Genomic DNA, 16,605 nt, shown 5'->3' with positions numbered 1-16,605 from the left:
GGGCTAACCCTCTCCAATGGCGAAGCCTTCGGCTCTCATTTTTTTCAGCAGGTCCTGCCAGCGCGACAGTTTCTTGGTATCCCCCGCGCGCTTGGCTCCGGTGTAGAGGCCTTCGGCGTTGAAGGCGTACACCGGCAAGAGGTCGTTGCGCTGCGACGCCGGACGTATCTCGCCGATCAGGTTGTCCAGCACCAGGGGATCGGCGGTGGGCGTCTTGTAGTAGGTCAGGACCATGTGCGCCTGGTTCTGGCGCAGGGCCTTGACGTAGGTGATACGCAGCTTTTCGGCGGGAATGCCGAGGCGGCGCAGGGTGAAGTACTTGGCGATGGAGTAGTCCTCGCAATCGCCAGCGCCCTTGACCAGCGCCTCGACGGGCGTGGCCCAGTAGTCGTTCTGGCGCCAGGTGCGGATGTCGTCGGTGAAACGGAGCTGGCGGTTGAAGAAGCGGTTGACCGCCGTAAGCTTTTCGCTTTCGGGCAGGTCGATGCTGCCCTGGATCAGCTCGTTCCAGGCGAGGATGCGTCCCTTGGCGGGGCCGAGGTCGCCATAGCGCTTGGTGGCGTTCTGCAGGATCAGGTCGAAATCCCAGTTGGCCAGCACGCTGGCCAGGCAGAGCAGCAGGCCGGCGAGCAGGCAGCCGCCTTGCCATGCCAGCCACGAGGGTTGCCGCAGTCCCATTGCCGCCCATCGCCGCCGCATTCGCCGTCTCTCCGCCCAGGATGCTCAGAGTCTAGGCGGGAATCGCGGTTTTGCCGGACGAGGGTTTCAGTGGCTGCGCAGGGTCTTCTGGCGAAGGATGTAGATGCTGACCAGCACGGCGCTGGTGAGCATGAAGCCACGGGCCCAGGGCAAGGGCACGAGGAAGCAGGAGAGGGTGATACTGGCCCACATCAGTAACAGGGTGTAGACCTTGCCCTTGAGGGGAATGCCCTGGCCTTCCAGGTAGTCGCGTATCCAGGGGCCGAGTTTCGGGTGTTCCACCAGCCAGAGGTAGAAACGCCGCGAGCTGCGTACGAAACAGGCCGCGGCGAGCAGCAGGAAGGGCGTGGTGGGCAGGACCGGCACGAAGATGCCGATCACGCCCAGGGCGACGCTGAGCCAGCCGACGATCAGGAGGACCATGCGCAGCGCCGGGTGGCGCTGCTGCTGGATATCGCTGTGCGCCATGCGCGCCGGCCTTAGTGGTGGCGGGGCTTGAGCAGCGCGGGCTTTTCTTCTGGGGCGTTGCAGAGCAGGAACAGGGCGGTCAGCAGCTCGGGGATCTGCTCGACCATTTCGTCCACCAGGTTGCGGTCCCTGGCGATTTCAGCGAATTCGGGCTGCTCGTCGAAGAGGCCCGAGCCCACCATGATCGGCAGCAGCAGTTCGCTGACTTCTTCTTCGGCGCTCTCGAACCAGGTTTCCTCGCGCAGGAACACGCCTTCCATGAAGCCGATGCACCAGCCGCGCAGGTCGGAATCGTCCGGGTCCTCGCCCAGGTCCAGGTCGCAGGGCAGCTCGGGGTCTTCGTCGCTGGCCAGTTGACGGGCGATGTGGGCCTTGAGGGCCAGCAGGGTGGATTCGATTTCTTCGCGCTCGGCGTCGCTGCGGTAGTGCGGCGGCTCGGAGAACAGGGCGTCGATCCATTCGCGCTCGGGCACCTGGTCCGGACAGATCGACAAGGCACTCAGGTAGCCATGGGTGGCCACATAGTCCAGAGCCTCTTCGTGCAGATCATCGGCGTCGAGAAAAGCTTGCAGGCGGGACAGTTGCTCAGCGAAGGACATCGTGGGACTACCTTGAGGAATAAACGACGCTGAATTCTAGTCGAGTGCGAGGTCCGCGGCAAAAGGCACGGGCGATAGGCGTGGCCAACTTGCCGGTGCGGCTGACGTATAATGCGCGGCTTGTTCCGGAGACCCCCATGCTCGACCAGGCACTGCGCATCCTCAAAGACGTATTCGGCTACGACGCTTTCCGCGGCAACCAGGCCTCGATCATCGAACGTGTAGCCTCGGGTGGCGATGCCCTGGTGCTGATGCCCACCGGCGGCGGCAAGTCGCTCTGCTACCAGGTGCCGGCGCTGCTGCGCGAAGGCCTGACGGTGGTGGTTTCGCCGCTGATCGCGCTGATGGAGGACCAGGTCGCCACCCTGGACGAACTGGGCGTGCCGGCCGTGGCGCTGAATTCCACGCTGTCCGCGGAAGCCCAGCGGGAAATTGCCGACCGTCTGCGCCAGGGCGAGATCAAGCTGCTCTATCTCGCTCCGGAACGCCTGGTGCAACCGCGCATGCTGGCCTTCCTCCAGCGGCTGCAGATCGGCCTGTTCGCCATCGATGAAGCCCACTGCGTGTCCCAGTGGGGTCACGACTTCCGCCCCGAGTACCTGCAACTGGGCCAGTTGGCCGAACTCTTCCCCAACGTGCCGCGCATGGCGCTGACCGCCACCGCCGACATGCGCACCCGCGAAGAGATGGTGCAGCGCCTGCACCTGCAGAACGCCGAACGCTTCCTTTCCAGCTTCGACCGTCCGAACATCTTCTATCGCATCGTCGCGAAAGATCAGCCGCGCAAGCAGCTGCTGGGCTTCCTCGCTGAGCGACGCGGCGATGCCGGCATCGTCTACTGCATGTCGCGCAAGAAGGTGGAGGAGGTGGCGGCCTTCCTGTCCGAGCAGGGGTTCCCGGCGCTGCCGTACCATGCCGGCCTGTCCAACGACCTGCGGGCCTTCCACCAGAAGCGCTTCCTCAACGAGGAAGGGCTGATCATGGTCGCCACCATTGCCTTCGGCATGGGCATCGACAAGCCCAACGTGCGCTTCGTGGCCCACCTGGACCTGCCCAAGTCCCTCGAAGCCTATTACCAGGAGACCGGCCGTGCGGGCCGCGACAGCCTGCCTGCGGATGCCTGGATGGCCTATGGGCTGCAGGACGTGCTGTTGCTCAAGCAAATGCTGAGCAACTCGGAGGGTGACGAGCGCCACAAGCGCATCGAACAGCACAAGCTGGACGCGATGCTGTCGCTCTGCGAGGAAACCCGCTGCCGCCGGCAAGCGCTGCTGGCCTATTTCGACGAAGAACTGCCGCAGCCCTGTGGCCACTGCGATATTTGCACCGACGGCGTGCAGACCTGGGACGCCACCGAGCCCGCGCGCCTCGCGCTCTCGGCCATCCACCGCAGCGGCCAGCGCTACGGTGTCGGCCATCTGGTGGATCTGTTGCTCGGACGAGACAACGAGAAGGTGCGGTCCTCCGGCCACCAGCACCTCTCGGTGTTCGGCATGGGCAAGAACCTTTCCGAAGGCGATTGGCGCACCCTGTACCGCCAGTTGGTTGCCCGCGGCCTGGCGGACGTCGACCTGGAAGGCTTCGGTGGCTTGCGCCTGACCGAGGCCTGTCGCCCGCTGCTGCGTGGCGAGGTGCAACTGGAACTGCGTCGGGACCTGTCGACCAAGGCGCCCAAGCCTACCGCCAGCGCCGCCAGCCAACTGGTACGTGGTGAGGAGCGTGAGCAGTGGGAAGCCTTGCGTGCGTTGCGGCGCAAGCTGGCGGAAGAGCACAGCGTGCCGCCTTACGTCATTTTCCCGGACGCGACCCTGCTGGAAATGCTCCGCAGCAAGCCGCGCAGCCTTTCCGAAATGGCCCAGGTCAGTGGCGTGGGGGCGCGCAAGCTGGAGCGTTACGGCGAAGCCTTCCTCGAAGTGCTCAACGGCAGTGGCTCCGGTGAGGCACCGCGTGCCGTCACCGACCTGCGCCACGAACTGGTGAGCCTGGCCCGTGCGGGCATGACTCCGGCGCAGATCGCTCGTCAGCTCAATTGCAGCGAGAAGAACGTCTACAGCCTGCTGGCCGAGACCATCGGTAATCAGCAACTGAGCCTGGAACAGGCGCTGGACCTGCCGGAAGAGCTCTTGGGCGAGATCCAGGACGCCTTCCTCGATGGCGAAGGCGAACTGCCGCCCGTAGCCGAGGTGGCTGAATTGTTCGCCGGCCGCGTGCCCGACGGCGTGCTGCATTGCGTACGCGCGGCCCTGCAGGCGGAGTTCGAGGCCTGATTCGACGCCGGCAACCCTGGCGTCGATAAAATGACGGGGCAAAACGACGAACTTGTGACGCAGCGCACGACCGGCTAATGTGCGTCAGAGGCCTCCGACAGAAGGGGTGGACGTGTCCTACAACAATACTGCCTGGCTCAACGACGTTCGCCCCAATCCCTATGCCGACCAACTGGCACTGGGGTTTCGGCATCTCCGCTTCACGCGCTCGCTGGAGCGCGAGTATCGCGATTATTTCCTCGAAGAGAACTTCGACCTCAAGCGCATCGCCCTCGGTGCCGGCCTGTTGATCTGGCTGGCGTTCGCGGTGCTCGATTTCTACCTGGTCAGCAGTGAGACGCGTTGGTGGATGCTGGCTGTGCGTCTCGGCGTGCTGGGCCTGCTGCTGGGCTGCGGCGTGCTGATGATCCAGCGCCGCCATCGACACCTGCTGGCCCCCCTGAGCCTGGTCTGCATCGGCTCCTTGGGCGTGGGGGCCGGGGCGGTGGTGGCCATCGCCCATCGCAGCGATCCGTCCTTTCCCTACGAGGGCCTGTTGCTGGTCTGCATGGCCGCCTATTTCCTGGTGGGGCTACGGCTGGTGGAGGCGCTGGGGGTTTCCCTGGTGATCCTGCTGGCCTATGTGGGGCTGGAGCTCTGGGCCGGACTGCCCTGGCCGAGGCTGGTCAACAACTTGCTGTTCCTGCTGTTCGGCAACATCGCCGGTGCGGTCGGTTGCTACCTGCTGGAGTTCAAGTCCCGCGAGCATTTCCTCATCAGCCGCCTGATGCGGGTGCTGGCGGATCACGACAGCCTGACCGGCCTGTACAACCGCCGCAGTTTCAATCGCCAACTGGAGCGCCTGTGGCGCCAGGCCCAGCGCGAACGGCACGGCCTGGCCCTGTTGCTCTGCGACGTGGACCACTTCAAGGCCTATAACGACCGCTATGGCCACCAGGCCGGCGACCTGGTGTTGCAGCAGGTGGCCCGCGTGCTTGAAGGCACCGCGCGCCGGCCCCTGGATATGGCGGTTCGCCTGGGGGGAGAAGAGTTCGCCGTACTGCTTTATGACATCGGGGAACAGGAAGCGCGTCGCTGCGCCGAGAAGCTGCGGGCATCGCTGGAAGAGCAGTCCATTCGCCATGAGGCCTCGCCCACCGCGCCGGTGCTGACCATGTCCATCGGCGTCGCGTGCGTCCATCCGCAGCCGGGCATGCCCTTGGGCAAGCTCTATGAGCTGTATGAACATGCGGATCGTGCCCTCTACGAAGGCAAGGCCTTCGGCCGCAATCGGGTGGTGGCCTGAGTTCTGACGAAAACTGCCTGCGCTCGGTGACTTTTCGTGCAGAACTCAATTCGTCGCTCCGGATGGCGCGAGCCGTGACTGTCCGGGGCACTGGCCGGTGTTAGCATCGCCGCTCCTCCCGCATCGAGCGATCCGCATGGACAAGCTGATCCAGGCTGACGGCCAGCCGAACTACGGCATATTTCCCGCCGCGCCGGGTCTCATCAACTACCGCGATTTCGACTTCCGCTCACCTATGGGGCGCCGTCTGGGGGGGGTGGCCAAGTGGCGGCGCTTCCACCAATTCCAGTATTTCGGCCTGTTGGGCAGCGAGTTGATCGGCGGCTGCGCCCTGGCCAACCTGAGCCTGGTGGGGGTTGGCTTCGTCTATCTCTTCCACCCGGCCAGCGGGCGCATGATCGAGCGCCAGTTCAAGTTGCCGCTGGGCCTGGGTACTTCGTTCTCGCAATCGCCTGACGCGGGCATCTGCGAGTTGCGCCAGGGCCGCAACCTGCTGCGCCTGGAAAACCGCTCCGATACCGGTGAAAAGCGCCTGCTGGTGGAACTGGATGACGGTACTCGCATCGATGCGTCGTTCAGCGAGCGGGAGCCGGCATTCCAGCCCATGTGCATCTGTACGCCGACGGCGGTGAATGGCTGGGTGTATGCGCAGAAGGTGGCGGGGGTCACCTGTCGCGGACAGGTGCGCAGCGCGTTGGGGAACTTCGATCTCGCGGAGATCGGTGCGTTTGCCCATCACGACTGGTCCGCGGGCTACATGCGCCCGGAAACCAACTGGAACTGGGCCTGCCTGTCCGGGCTGGCTGACGGGCTGCGGGTCGGCTTGAACCTGTCCTGCGGGGTGAACGAGACCAGCTTCACCGAAAACTGCTTCTGGCTGGATGGGGAGCTGATCAAGGTCGATACGGTGCGTTTCACCTTCGACCGCGACCAGCCGCTGAAGACCTGGAGCGTCGCTTCCCATGACGGCCAGGTGGAGCTCACGTTCATCGGCGAGGGTTTGCATGAAGAACGCCTGAACCTCGGTTTCATTGCGAGTAATTTCAAGCAGGTGTTCGGCCGCTTCAGTGGCACCCTGCGGCCGGCAGGGCGTACGCCGGTGCGGATCGGCAGCATGTGGGGCTTTGTCGAGGACCAGTACGTCAAGTGGTAGGGCAGGGGGCTTGCTCGCGGCTTGCGGCTATGATTAGCTGGCTAATTATTAGTATAAGAAGTCCGAGTCAATTTCGATGTCCTACCCCGATCAACACCGTTTCGCCATGCAGCTTGCCCAGATGTCCCGTGCGTGGCGCGCCGAGCTCGACCGCCGCCTGGCGGGCATGGGGCTGTCCCAGGCCCGCTGGCTGGTATTGCTGCACCTGTCCCGTTTCGAGGACTTGCCCACCCAGCGTGAGCTGGCCAAGAGTGTCGGCGTCGAAGGTCCGACCCTGGCCCGTCTGCTCGACAGCCTCGAGGCACAGGGACTGATCCAGCGCATGGCCGTTGCCGAGGATCGCCGGGCGAAGAAGATCGCCCTGTGCCCTCCGGCCCGTCCCCTGATCGAAAAGATCGAAGCCATCTCCAGTCAACTGCGCCAGGAGCTCTTCGCCGGTATCGACGATGAAGAGCTGCGCCGTTGCCAGCAGGTTCATGCGCGGATTCTGACGAACCTGGACCGCCTCTGATGGGGCAGGACCTCGAGGCGCTTCACGAGCGCTTCGGCGCCCGCTATCCGCAATGGCTGCTGGGCCTGCTGATGCTCGGCAGCATGGCGATGATCCTCGCCTCCACCAGTATCAACGTCGCATTGCCGGCGATCATGGCCGACTTCGGCATCGGCCGGCCGCTGGCGCAATGGCTTTCCACGGGATTCCTCGCCGCCATGACGGCCGGCCTGCTGCTGGCCGCCTGGTGCCAGGCACGGCTGGGTGCGCGGCGCACGGTGCAGTTCGGGCTCGGCCTGTTCTGCCTGGCATCGCTCCTGGCCCTGGTGGCCACATCGGCCTGGCAACTGATTGCCCTGCGCATCGTCATGGGGGCCTGCGCCGGCATCATCCAGCCTCTGGCGATGGTGCTGATCTTCCGCGTCTATTCCGAGGGGGGGCGTGGCCTGGCCCTGGGCATCTACGGGCTGGGCATCATGGTGGCGCCGACCCTCGGACCGACCATCGGCGGTTACCTGATCGACCATTTCGGCTGGGGCGCGGTGTTCTGGTTGCCGCTGCCACTCTGTCTTCTGGCGCTTATCGGTGCCCAATGGCTGATGCCCAGCGTGCGCGATCGCAACACGCCAGGCGTCGACCTGCCGGCATTCATCCTCCTGAACATCGCGCTGTTCGCCCTGCTCGGCTCCCTGGCCGAAGCCCAGCGTTTCGGTTGGCTGGCGACCAGCGCGTGGCTACCGGGATTGCTCGGCGTCGGATGCGCCGGGGCGTTCCTGCGCCGCAGCCGAGCCTGTGAACGTCCCCTGCTGCCGCTGCAACTCTGGCGTCATGCCGCGTTTCGCAAGGCGAGCTGGGTTGCGTTGGTGCTCGGGCTTGGGCTGTATGGCTCCACCTACCTGATCCCGCTCTACCTGCAGACGGTCGAGGGCTATAGCGCCGGGCGGGCCGGTCTGCTGCTGCTGCCGACTGGCGTGGTGCTGGGGGTGGCGTCCTTTATCGGTGGCTGGGCCAGCGACCGCCTGTCGGCGGCTTCCATGCTGGTGTTCGGCCTACTGGTGTTCGCACTGTCGTCGGCGGCCCTTGGGATGGCGGGGCAGGGGGCATCGTTCCTGGCGCTATGTGGCTGGGCCTGTGTCGGCCGGCTGGGGCTCGGGTTGCTCCTGCCAGCGATGAGCACAGGGGCGCTGGACGTCCTCAGCTCGGAAGAGTTGGCGCTGGGGGCAGGTGCCATCACATTCGTTCGTCAGCTGGGGGGCGCCTTCGGAGTCAATCTGCTGACCTTCTTCCTCGAGTGGCGCCACGCCGCGGGGGGCGGCGATGCCGCAGCCGAAATACTGGCGTTCGAGCAGAGCTTCTGGCTGGTTGCGCTACTCTTCCTGATGGCCGTCGTGCCGGCCTGGGGCGTGCGTCCTGCAAGGCGTTGAGCATGCAAAACGCACGATAAAATTTTTGTCAAGTCCCTAGCGAAATCTTTCCTATAGTGGAGTAAGCTACACCCCAGGTTTGTGGCCAGCTGCCATTATTTCGGGCGAGGGAGCGGAGAGCCCGGAACTCTAGGTCTCAAGTGGAATGGATAAGGAGCTCCACCCCACTATCATTGTTGTTTTGAGGTCAACGTAATTCACGTCGCTTCGAGGGTGCCCGGGCGGGACATCAGGAGCCGGATGCGTGATTACGGATGATCGGGGAGGACATATGGCAAGGGTTCACAAGCTCCTTTTGACGCTTGCTTCCGGCTCGGCACTGTACTCGGGCCTGGTACCAGCGTTGGGGCTAGGCGAAATTACCCTGCACTCCGCCCTCAACCAGCCACTGGATGCCGAGATCGAGCTGCTGGAGGTCGGTGACCTCAACGATAGCGAGATCAAGATCCGCCTGGCCTCCGCCGATGATTTCGAGCGTGCCGGCGTCGACCGCTTCCTCTTTCTCAACGACCTGCGCTTCAGCCCGGTTATCCGTGGCTCCGGCAGCCGCATCCGCGTCGCATCCAGCAAACCGGTCCGCGAGCCTTACCTGAATTTCATCGTCGAAGTCGCCCGCCCCAACGGCAAGCTGCTGCGCGAATACACCCTGCTGCTGGATCCGCCCGGTTCGGCATTCACCGCGAGCACCGCACCGGTCAGCCCGGTTCACGAGACCTCTGCCGCAACCCCGGGCATCGTGCCGGTACAACCCAAGCCGGCGCCTGCCGCGACCCAGGGCAATCACTACCAGGTTGCGCGAGGTGACAGCCTCTGGCTTATCGCCAAGCGTTTGAGCGACGGGAGTGGCATGACCCAGCAGCAGATGCTGGATGGTATCTACGCCCTCAATCCCCAGGCATTCCCGGGTGGTGACATCAACCGTCTCCATGTTGGGCAATCCCTGTTGTTGCCCGATGCCGCCGTACAGGCCACTGCTCCTGCAGCACCTGTGGTCGCACAAGGCCCAGCGCCGGCACCGGCTCCGGTTGCCGCAACGCCCGCCGGTCCGACCCTGGATGAGCTGACCCAGGCCCAGCAACGCGTGGACTCCAGCATCGCCCAGGGCGAGGCCGAGCGAGCTGAACTGCGCCAGCATATCGCCGAGCTTCAGGCCAAGCTGGACGCCATGCAGCAGCGGCTGAGCGGCAGTGACCAGGAAGTGACCGCGCTACGCAACCAGATTCAGCAGATGACCACTGCGCCGATTGTCGAACCAGCGAAGGCTCAGCCGGTTACCGCTGTTCCCGTGGTGATCCCTGCCGTCCAGGCTGCCGAACAGCCGGCACCGGCGCGTGTACCCGAAAGCAACTCCGGCATCAGCCCGTTCTGGTGGGCGATCATGGTTTCCGGCCTGGTGCTGTTGTTCCTGCTGGATTGGGTGCTGCTGCGCCGTTCCCGTCGCGATGCCCAGGAACAGGAACTGGAAGAAGCCCAGACCACCGGCAAGGTCAAAGTGGCCTTCCAGCACCGCCACGAAGAAGTACAGCCCGCTGCCCCGATCATGCCGAAGCCGGCACCTGTCGCCGCTGTAGTCCCGCTGCAGGTCGTTGCGGCTCCCTCCGTCAAGCTCGCATCCGATGCGCTGGAAGGTGCCAACATCTACATCGCCTATGGCCGCTGGCGTGAGGCCCTGGCCGTGCTGCAGCCGGCCGTTGCACAGGAACCCCAGCGCCTCGACCTGCGTTTCCGCCTGCTGGAAGTGCTGGGTGAGCTGCGCGATCCGGTTGCCTTCACCCTTGAAGAAGCCGCATTGCGCGAACTCCAGGCTGACGAAGGACGCCTTGCCGCCATTGTCGCCCGCTTTGCGGATATCGGCTCGACGGCTGCGCCGAGCGAGCCCGTGTTCGTTCTGGACGAAACAACCCCGGCAATGGTCGAGGCCAGCAACGAACCCATCGGCGATCTGCAATCCGACTTCGACGGCTATCCGCTGGATGCCGACTGGGAACAGGTCAGTCCCTTCAGGACCGCCGAGCCCAAGCGCAAGGCCGCCGTGGTCCAGGCCTTCCCTACGGTGGAGGACGACCTGGGCTTCCCCACCAACCTGCAGGAGCTGCCGGAAGTCTTCGAACTGACCCTGGATGCCGATACCCTGAGCCCGTTCGGCGACCTGCCGGAGCTGCCCCTGGCCGAGGGCCTGGACGAGCTTACCGCGGACTTCGTGGATCCGATGGTCAGCCTGGAAGAGCTGGACAAGCTGGACGCCCGCCAGGAGAACATCACCAAGCTCAACCTGGCCTTGGCCTACATCGAGCAAGGCAATATCGAGGCGGCCTGCAGCATCCTCAACGAAGTCATCAGTGACGGTGACGATGAGCAGAAGCAGGAAGCGCGCGATCTGCTGGCGAAGATTGCCTGAAACGGTTCAACCCGAATGAAAAAGCCCGGATCTGATCCGGGCTTTTTTGTGGGGCTCATATCGGAGCGGCAGTTCGGTATGAGGGTATCCGTTTCCAGGAAAGAACGAGGCAAATCGTCCTTCAGAGCTGTCGTGACGGCACTGGCTGCGACAGTCCCATCATCCGCTTGGCCGCCAGTACCAGCCAGCAGGCAAGAATGAAGGGCGCGGTCATGGCGGGCAGGCCGATGGCGTCGAAGCCGGGCTGTAGGGCTACGGCCAGGAGGATGCCTGCCAGGGCACACCAGGGACGGCGCAGGTCCTTGCCCAGGGCGAGGGCGATCAGCGCACCGTTGAGGCTGAACAGTCCGCCCAGTACCGCTTGCAACGGCATGCCCTGGAGCAGCGCCAGGAACAGCGCGGTTGCCGAACCCAGCAGCGCCCAGAGCGCGACCCTCCAGCCGGCCAGGAACAGCGCGGCCAGTACCAGGCCGCCGGCGATGGGCTGGTCGAGGAAAATTACCTGGCCGATGCCGCGCACCAGCGCCAGCGGCGTGTCGACCCAGCCGGGTTGCAGCGTAGCGGCGGCAGTGGGGGAGGGCGTCAGTTCCAGTGGCCCGCCCAGGACCAGCAACAGCCATCCGATACCGACGAAGGGCGAGGTGTAGGCCGGCAGCCAGTTGCGCTGGCGGACAGCCTTGAGCAGGGAATTGAGCACCAGGCTGGAAAGGCCGGCGGCGCAGAAGATCAGCAGCGCCAGGTAGAGCGAAGGCTCGAAGCGGACGCTCAGCAGCAGGCCGAGCAGCACGCCGTTGTAGCCGTAGAGCCCGGCTTCGATGTCTTCGGGGGCGTAGCGGCGGCGCACCGCGGTGAGCCAGGCAGTGGCACCGCCAAGCAGGGCGCCGCCCAGCAGGTTCGGGGCGCCCACCGCGATGGCAAGCAGGATCAGCGCACCGCATCCGGGGTGGCGCTGGAGGAATATCTGGCTGAAGCCGTTCAACTGGGCGGATGCCCAGCTACGGACTTCGGGTCGTAGTGGCAGTCGGTACATGGCAGCTTGAAAAAAGGAGGCGCCCCGGTGAGAGGGCGCCCGCATAACTGGCAATGGCCAGATGGGATTTCTGTTTTCGCCCGGCATCGGGGCCGGTGCGGGGAGCGCGGGTTCTCTTTGGACCCCGTCGCTCCGGCTGTTCACATCAATGCAGGGTTTCGATCCGCAGGCTGTTGGTGCTGCCCGGCTGGCCGAACGGCACGCCGGCGGTGATCACCACGGTATCGCCGCGCTTGGCCATACCCTGGGCCTGGGCAATCTCCAGCGCAGTGCTGGTGACTTCCTCGACCTTGTGCAGGCGTTCGTTGACGACTGAATAGATACCCCAGGCCACAGTCAGGCGACGCGCGGTGTTGAGATTCGGTGTCAGGCTGAGGATCGGTGCCTTCGGGCGCTCACGGGAGGCGCGCAGGCTGGAGCTGCCCGACTCGGTGTAGTTCACCAGCGCGGCTACCGGCAGGATGCTGCTGATGCGGCGGATCGCGCAGCTGATGGCGTCCGAGGCGGTGGCTTCGGCTTGCGGGCGGCTCACGTCGAGCTGGCTCTGGAAGTCCGGGCCGTTTTCCACCTGGCGGATGATCTTGCTCATCATCTGCACGGTTTCCAGCGGATAATCGCCGGAAGCGGTTTCGGCGGAGAGCATCACCGCGTCGGTGCCTTCGGCCACGGCGTTGGCCACGTCGGTGACCTCGGCACGGGTCGGTGCCGGAGAGAAACGCATGGATTCCAGCATCTGGGTGGCCACCACCACCGGACGACCGAGCTGGCGGCAGGTGCGGATGATGTCCTTCTGGATACGCGGCACGTTCTCGGCCGGTACTTCGACGCCCAGGTCACCACGGGCGACCATGATCGCGTCGCAGAGACGGGCGATTTCTTCCAGGTGTACTACGGCCGAGGGCTTCTCGATCTTGGCCATGAGGAAGGCGCGACCCTTGATCAGCTCGCGGGCTTCGATGATGTCTTCCGGGCGCTGCACGAAGGACAGGGCCACCCAGTCGACGCCCAGCTCGAGGCCGAAGTCCAGGTCGCGGCGATCCTTGGCGGTCAGCGGAGAAAGCTGCAGAACCGCTTCCGGCACGTTGACACCCTTGCGGTCGGACAACTCGCCGCCGGCGACCACGCTGGTTTCCACAGCGTCGGCATGCTTGGCGGTCACTTGCAGGCGCAGGCGGCCATCGTCCAGCAGCAGGTTCATGCCCGGTTCCAGGGCATCGATGATCTCGGGGTGGGGCAGGTTGACCCGACGGGCGTCGCCCGGGCTGTTGTCCAGGTCCAGGCGGAACGCCTGGCCGCGCTCCAGGTTCACCTTGCCATCGGCAAAGCGGCCCACGCGCAGCTTCGGTCCCTGCAGGTCCATGAGGATGCCGATGGGGTAGTTGAGCTGGCGTTCCACTTCGCGTACCCACTGGTAGCGCTGGGCGTGATCGGCGTGTTCGCCATGGCTGAAGTTCAGGCGGAACAGGTTGACGCCGGCTTCCACCAGTTGGCGGATGTCGTCGATGCCTTTGATCGCCGGGCCGAGGGTGGCGAGGATTTTTACTTTCTTGTCAGGCGTCATTTTTCAGGGCTCTCGAGAATCAGGATGGCGCGGAAGTCGTTCACGTTGGTACGGGTCGGTTCGGTGACGATGAGGTCGCCGAGGGCGGCGAAATACCCGTATCCGTTGTTGTTGTCCAGCTCATCGCTGGAAGAAAGCCCCTGCTTGATGGCACGGCTGAAGCTGCAGGGGGTCATGATGGCGCCGGCGTTGTCTTCCGAGCCGTCGATGCCGTCGGTGTCGCCGGCCAGTGCGTAAACGCCCGGCAGGCCCTTCAGGGTATTGGTCAGGCTCAGCAGAAACTCCGCATTACGTCCGCCCCGGCCTTCGCCGCGCACGGTCACGGTGGTCTCGCCACCGGAGAGGATCACGCACGGCGGCTTGATCGGCTGGCCATGCAGCACCACCTGGCGGGCGATGCCGGCGTGGACCTTGGCCACCTCGCGGGACTCGCCTTCGAGGTCGCCGAGGATCAACGGGGTCAGGCCGGCGGCGCGGACTTTCTCGGCGGCGGCATCAAGGGCCTGCTGCGGCGTGGCGATGAGCTGGAAATGGCTGCGGGAAAGGCAGGGATCGCCCGGCTTGACGGTTTCCGAGCGCGGGTCCTGCAACCAGGCATGTACATGTGCAGGCACCTCGATCTCGTAGCGGGCGAGGATGGCCAGCGCTTCGGCGGAGGTGGTCGGGTCGGCCACGGTCGGGCCGGAGGCGATCACGGTGGCCTCGTCGCCGGGAACGTCGGAGATGGCGTAGGTATAGACGGTTGCTGGCCAGCAGGCCTTGGCCAGGCGGCCGCCCTTGATTGCCGAGAGGTGCTTGCGCACGCAGTTCATCTCGGAGATGGACGCGCCGGACTTCAGCAGTGCCTTGTTGATCGCCTGCTTGTCCTTGAGGGTCAGGCCTTCGGCGGGCAGGGCGAGCAGGGAAGAGCCGCCGCCGGAGAGCAGGAAGATCACCCGGTCGGATTCGTTCAGGCCGCTCACCAGTTCGAGCACGCGCCGGGCGGTTTCCAGGCCGGCAGCGTCCGGCACGGGATGTGCGGCCTCGACCACTTCGATCTTCTTGCAGTCGGCGCCATGGCCGTAGCGGGTCACCACCAGGCCGGAGATCTCGCCCTGCCATTCGCGTTCGATCACTTCGGCCATGGCGGCGGCAGCCTTGCCGGCGCCGATGACGATGACGCGGCCGGAGCGGTCGGCCGGCAAGTGGTCGGCCAGTACCTGGCGAGGGTGGGCGGCGGCGATGGCGGTGGCGAACAGGTCGCGCAGGAAGGCTTTGGGGTCGAGGGACATGGCAGGCTCCAGGTGGCCGAATGCTTCTTGTGGGGCGGCATGCCGGCGAGTGGAGTCGCCGGGCGTTCAAGGCCGATTTCAGTCCCGAGCCGCCGCACGCAGCGGCTCGGGACTGGAATCGACCTTCCTGGTCGTTGGCGCCGTGTCACCGCGGACCAGGAGGGTCGAAAGGGATCGTAGGACGGGGAAAGCGGGCGCTGGCCATCGCGGGAGCTGCCGGCTCGATGGGCAGCGCTGGCGCTCAACCCGTCCTACGAAACATCACTCCTCGCGAATCGAGAAGTTGGACATGTGCTCCAGGCCCTTGATCAGGCCGGAGTGGTCCCAGTTGCTGCCGCCGAGGGCCGCGCAGGTGCTGAACACTTGCTGGGCATTGGCGGTGTTCGGCAGGTTCAGGCCCAGTTCGCGGGCGCCGGACAGTGCCAGGTTCAGGTCCTTCTGGTGCAGGCTGATGCGGAAGCCCGGATCGAAGGTGCCCTTGATCATACGCTCGCCGTGGACTTCGAGGATCTTGGAGCCGGCGAAACCGCCCATCAGGGCTTCACGTACCTTGGCCGGATCGGCGCCGTTCTTCGCGGCGAACAGCAGGGCTTCGGCAACGGCCTGGATGTTCAGGGCCACGATGATCTGGTTGGCCACCTTGGCGGTCTGGCCGTCGCCGTTGGCACCTACGCGGGTGATGTTCTTGCCCATGGCCTGGAACAGCGGCAGGGCGCGTTCGAAGGCGTTCGGGCAGCCACCGACCATGATGCTCAGGGTCGCGGCCTTGGCGCCGACTTCACCACCGGATACCGGGGCGTCGAGATAGGCAGCGCCGGTTGCCTTGATCTTCTCGGCGAAGGTCTTGGTGGCGGTGGGGGAGATGGAGCTCATGTCGATCACGACTTTGCCGGCGCCAACGCCTTCAGCCACGCCGTCCTTGCGGAACAGGACGTCGTCGACCTGGGGAGTGTCCGGAACCATGACGATGATGAACTCGGCTTCCTGGGCTACTTCCTTCGGGTTGGCCAGGGCGATGCCGTTGTCGCCCAGCAGGTCGGCCGGAGCCTTGTCGAAGTGCTCGGAGAAGAACAGGGTGTGGCCGGCTTTCTGCAGGTTCTGAGCCATGGGCTTGCCCATGATGCCGGTGCCGATAAATCCGATCTTGGCCATGTTGAATACCTCGTTCTTAGATGGCGTTATGGGTTTTCAGCCAGCCCAGGCCGGCAGCGGTGGTGGTGGCCGGCTTGTATTCACAGCCGATCCAGCCCTGGTAGCCGATGCGGTCCAGGTGCTGGAAGAGGAAGCGGTAGTTGATCTCGCCAGTGCCCGGCTCGTTGCGGCCCGGGTTGTCGGCAAGCTGCACATGGTTGATCGCGGCGAGGTTGGACTCGACGGTGCGCGCCAGGTCTCCTTCCATGATTTGCATGTGATAGATGTCGTACTGCAGGAACAGGTTGGCGCTGCCCACTTTTTCGCGGATGGCCAGGGCCTGCTTGGTGTTGTTCAGGTAGAAGCCGGGGATGTCGCGAGTGTTGATGGCTTCCATCACCAGCTTGATGCCGGCGGCCTGGAGCTTCTCGGCGGCGAACTTGAGGTTCTCGACGAAGGTGCTCTCGATGGTCGCGCAGTCATGGCCTTGCGGGCGGATGCCGGCGAGGCAGTTGATCTGGGTATTGCCCAGTACCTTGGCGTAGGCGATGGCCTTGTCCACACCGGCGCGGAACTCTTCCACGCGGTCCGGGTGGCACGCGATGCCACGCTCGCCCTTGCCCCAGTCACCGGCCGGCAGGTTGAACAGCACTTGCTCCAGCTTGTTGGCGTCCAGGCGGGCACGGATTTCCTCTACCGGGAAGTCGTAGGGGAAGAGGTACTCGACACCGCTGAAACCAGCTTCGGCAGCAGCGGCGAAACGGTCCAGAAAGTCCACTTCGGTGAACAGCATGGACAGGTTGGCGGCAAAACGGGGCATGAAAGTCTC

At 64.9% G+C, this 16,605-nt stretch carries 14 protein-coding genes; 6 read left to right on the top strand and 8 right to left on the bottom strand.

Annotated features, from left to right (window positions below; translation table 11 throughout):
* Window positions 1–3 precede the first annotated feature (3 nt).
* The 3 genes from lapG to FXN65_RS19180 all read right to left on the bottom strand — a co-directional run bounded on the left by lapG (window position 4) and on the right by FXN65_RS19180 (window position 1,766).
* Window positions 4–699, bottom strand: a complete 696-nt coding sequence (lapG, locus tag FXN65_RS19190; protein ID WP_151135362.1) for a cysteine protease LapG — start codon at window positions 697–699, stop codon at window positions 4–6.
* A 66-nt stretch (window positions 700–765) separates the two neighbouring features.
* Window positions 766–1,167: a YbaN family protein gene (locus FXN65_RS19185; RefSeq protein ID WP_151135360.1), complete on the bottom strand. Its 402-nt coding sequence runs from the start codon at window positions 1,165–1,167 to the stop codon at window positions 766–768.
* An 11-nt stretch (window positions 1,168–1,178) separates the two neighbouring features.
* Window positions 1,179–1,766, bottom strand: a complete 588-nt coding sequence (locus tag FXN65_RS19180; protein WP_151135358.1) for a UPF0149 family protein — start codon at window positions 1,764–1,766, stop codon at window positions 1,179–1,181.
* A gap of 137 nt (window positions 1,767–1,903) precedes the next feature.
* Between FXN65_RS19180 and recQ the strand changes: the two genes are divergently transcribed.
* From recQ to FXN65_RS19150, 6 genes are all read left to right on the top strand, one after another.
* Window positions 1,904–4,033 (top strand): DNA helicase RecQ, encoded by a 2,130-nt coding sequence (gene recQ, locus FXN65_RS19175; RefSeq protein WP_151135356.1) that lies wholly within the window; start codon window positions 1,904–1,906, stop codon window positions 4,031–4,033.
* 112 nt (window positions 4,034–4,145) lie between these two features.
* Window positions 4,146–5,318: a GGDEF domain-containing protein gene (locus tag FXN65_RS19170; RefSeq protein WP_151135355.1), complete on the top strand. Its 1,173-nt coding sequence runs from the start codon at window positions 4,146–4,148 to the stop codon at window positions 5,316–5,318.
* 136 nt (window positions 5,319–5,454) lie between these two features.
* Entirely contained in the window at window positions 5,455–6,471 is a 1,017-nt protein-coding gene (locus FXN65_RS19165; RefSeq protein WP_151135353.1) for a DUF2804 domain-containing protein, read from the top strand.
* A 76-nt stretch (window positions 6,472–6,547) separates the two neighbouring features.
* The gene (locus FXN65_RS19160; RefSeq protein ID WP_151135351.1) at window positions 6,548–6,982 is read left to right on the top strand and encodes a MarR family transcriptional regulator; all 435 of its coding nucleotides are present in this window, start codon (window positions 6,548–6,550) and stop codon (window positions 6,980–6,982) included.
* Window positions 6,982–8,385, top strand: coding sequence for a DHA2 family efflux MFS transporter permease subunit (locus FXN65_RS19155; protein WP_151135349.1), 1,404 nt, complete (start codon window positions 6,982–6,984; stop codon window positions 8,383–8,385). The genes FXN65_RS19160 and FXN65_RS19155 overlap by 1 nt, the downstream gene beginning before the upstream one ends.
* 295 nt (window positions 8,386–8,680) lie before the next feature.
* Entirely contained in the window at window positions 8,681–10,783 is a 2,103-nt protein-coding gene (locus tag FXN65_RS19150) for a FimV/HubP family polar landmark protein (protein ID WP_342212753.1), read from the top strand.
* A gap of 121 nt (window positions 10,784–10,904) precedes the next feature.
* On the opposite strand, the gene FXN65_RS19145 is transcribed toward FXN65_RS19150, so the two are convergent.
* The 5 genes from FXN65_RS19145 to hyi form a co-directional block, all read right to left on the bottom strand.
* Window positions 10,905–11,813, bottom strand: coding sequence for an urea transporter (locus FXN65_RS19145; RefSeq protein WP_151135345.1), 909 nt, complete (start codon window positions 11,811–11,813; stop codon window positions 10,905–10,907).
* 145 nt (window positions 11,814–11,958) lie between these two features.
* The gene (gene pyk, locus FXN65_RS19140; RefSeq protein ID WP_151135343.1) at window positions 11,959–13,374 is read right to left on the bottom strand and encodes a pyruvate kinase; all 1,416 of its coding nucleotides are present in this window, start codon (window positions 13,372–13,374) and stop codon (window positions 11,959–11,961) included.
* Window positions 13,371–14,645, bottom strand: a complete 1,275-nt coding sequence (locus tag FXN65_RS19135; protein ID WP_151135341.1) for a glycerate kinase type-2 family protein — start codon at window positions 14,643–14,645, stop codon at window positions 13,371–13,373. The genes pyk and FXN65_RS19135 overlap by 4 nt, the downstream gene beginning before the upstream one ends.
* Before the next feature lie 261 nt (window positions 14,646–14,906).
* A complete protein-coding gene (locus tag FXN65_RS19130) occupies window positions 14,907–15,797 on the bottom strand; it encodes a 2-hydroxy-3-oxopropionate reductase (protein WP_151135339.1) in 891 nt (296 codons plus the stop codon).
* 16 nt (window positions 15,798–15,813) lie between these two features.
* Window positions 15,814–16,596 (bottom strand): hydroxypyruvate isomerase, encoded by a 783-nt coding sequence (gene hyi, locus FXN65_RS19125; RefSeq protein WP_151135337.1) that lies wholly within the window; start codon window positions 16,594–16,596, stop codon window positions 15,814–15,816.
* Between the last annotated feature and the right edge of the window lie 9 nt (window positions 16,597–16,605).

Source organism: Pseudomonas lalkuanensis (assembly GCF_008807375.1).
In the GTDB taxonomy this organism is placed as follows: domain Bacteria; phylum Pseudomonadota; class Gammaproteobacteria; order Pseudomonadales; family Pseudomonadaceae; genus Metapseudomonas; species Metapseudomonas lalkuanensis.
Note: the sequence above shows the minus strand (reverse complement) of the source record. Positions and strands in the feature narration are given on the sequence as shown.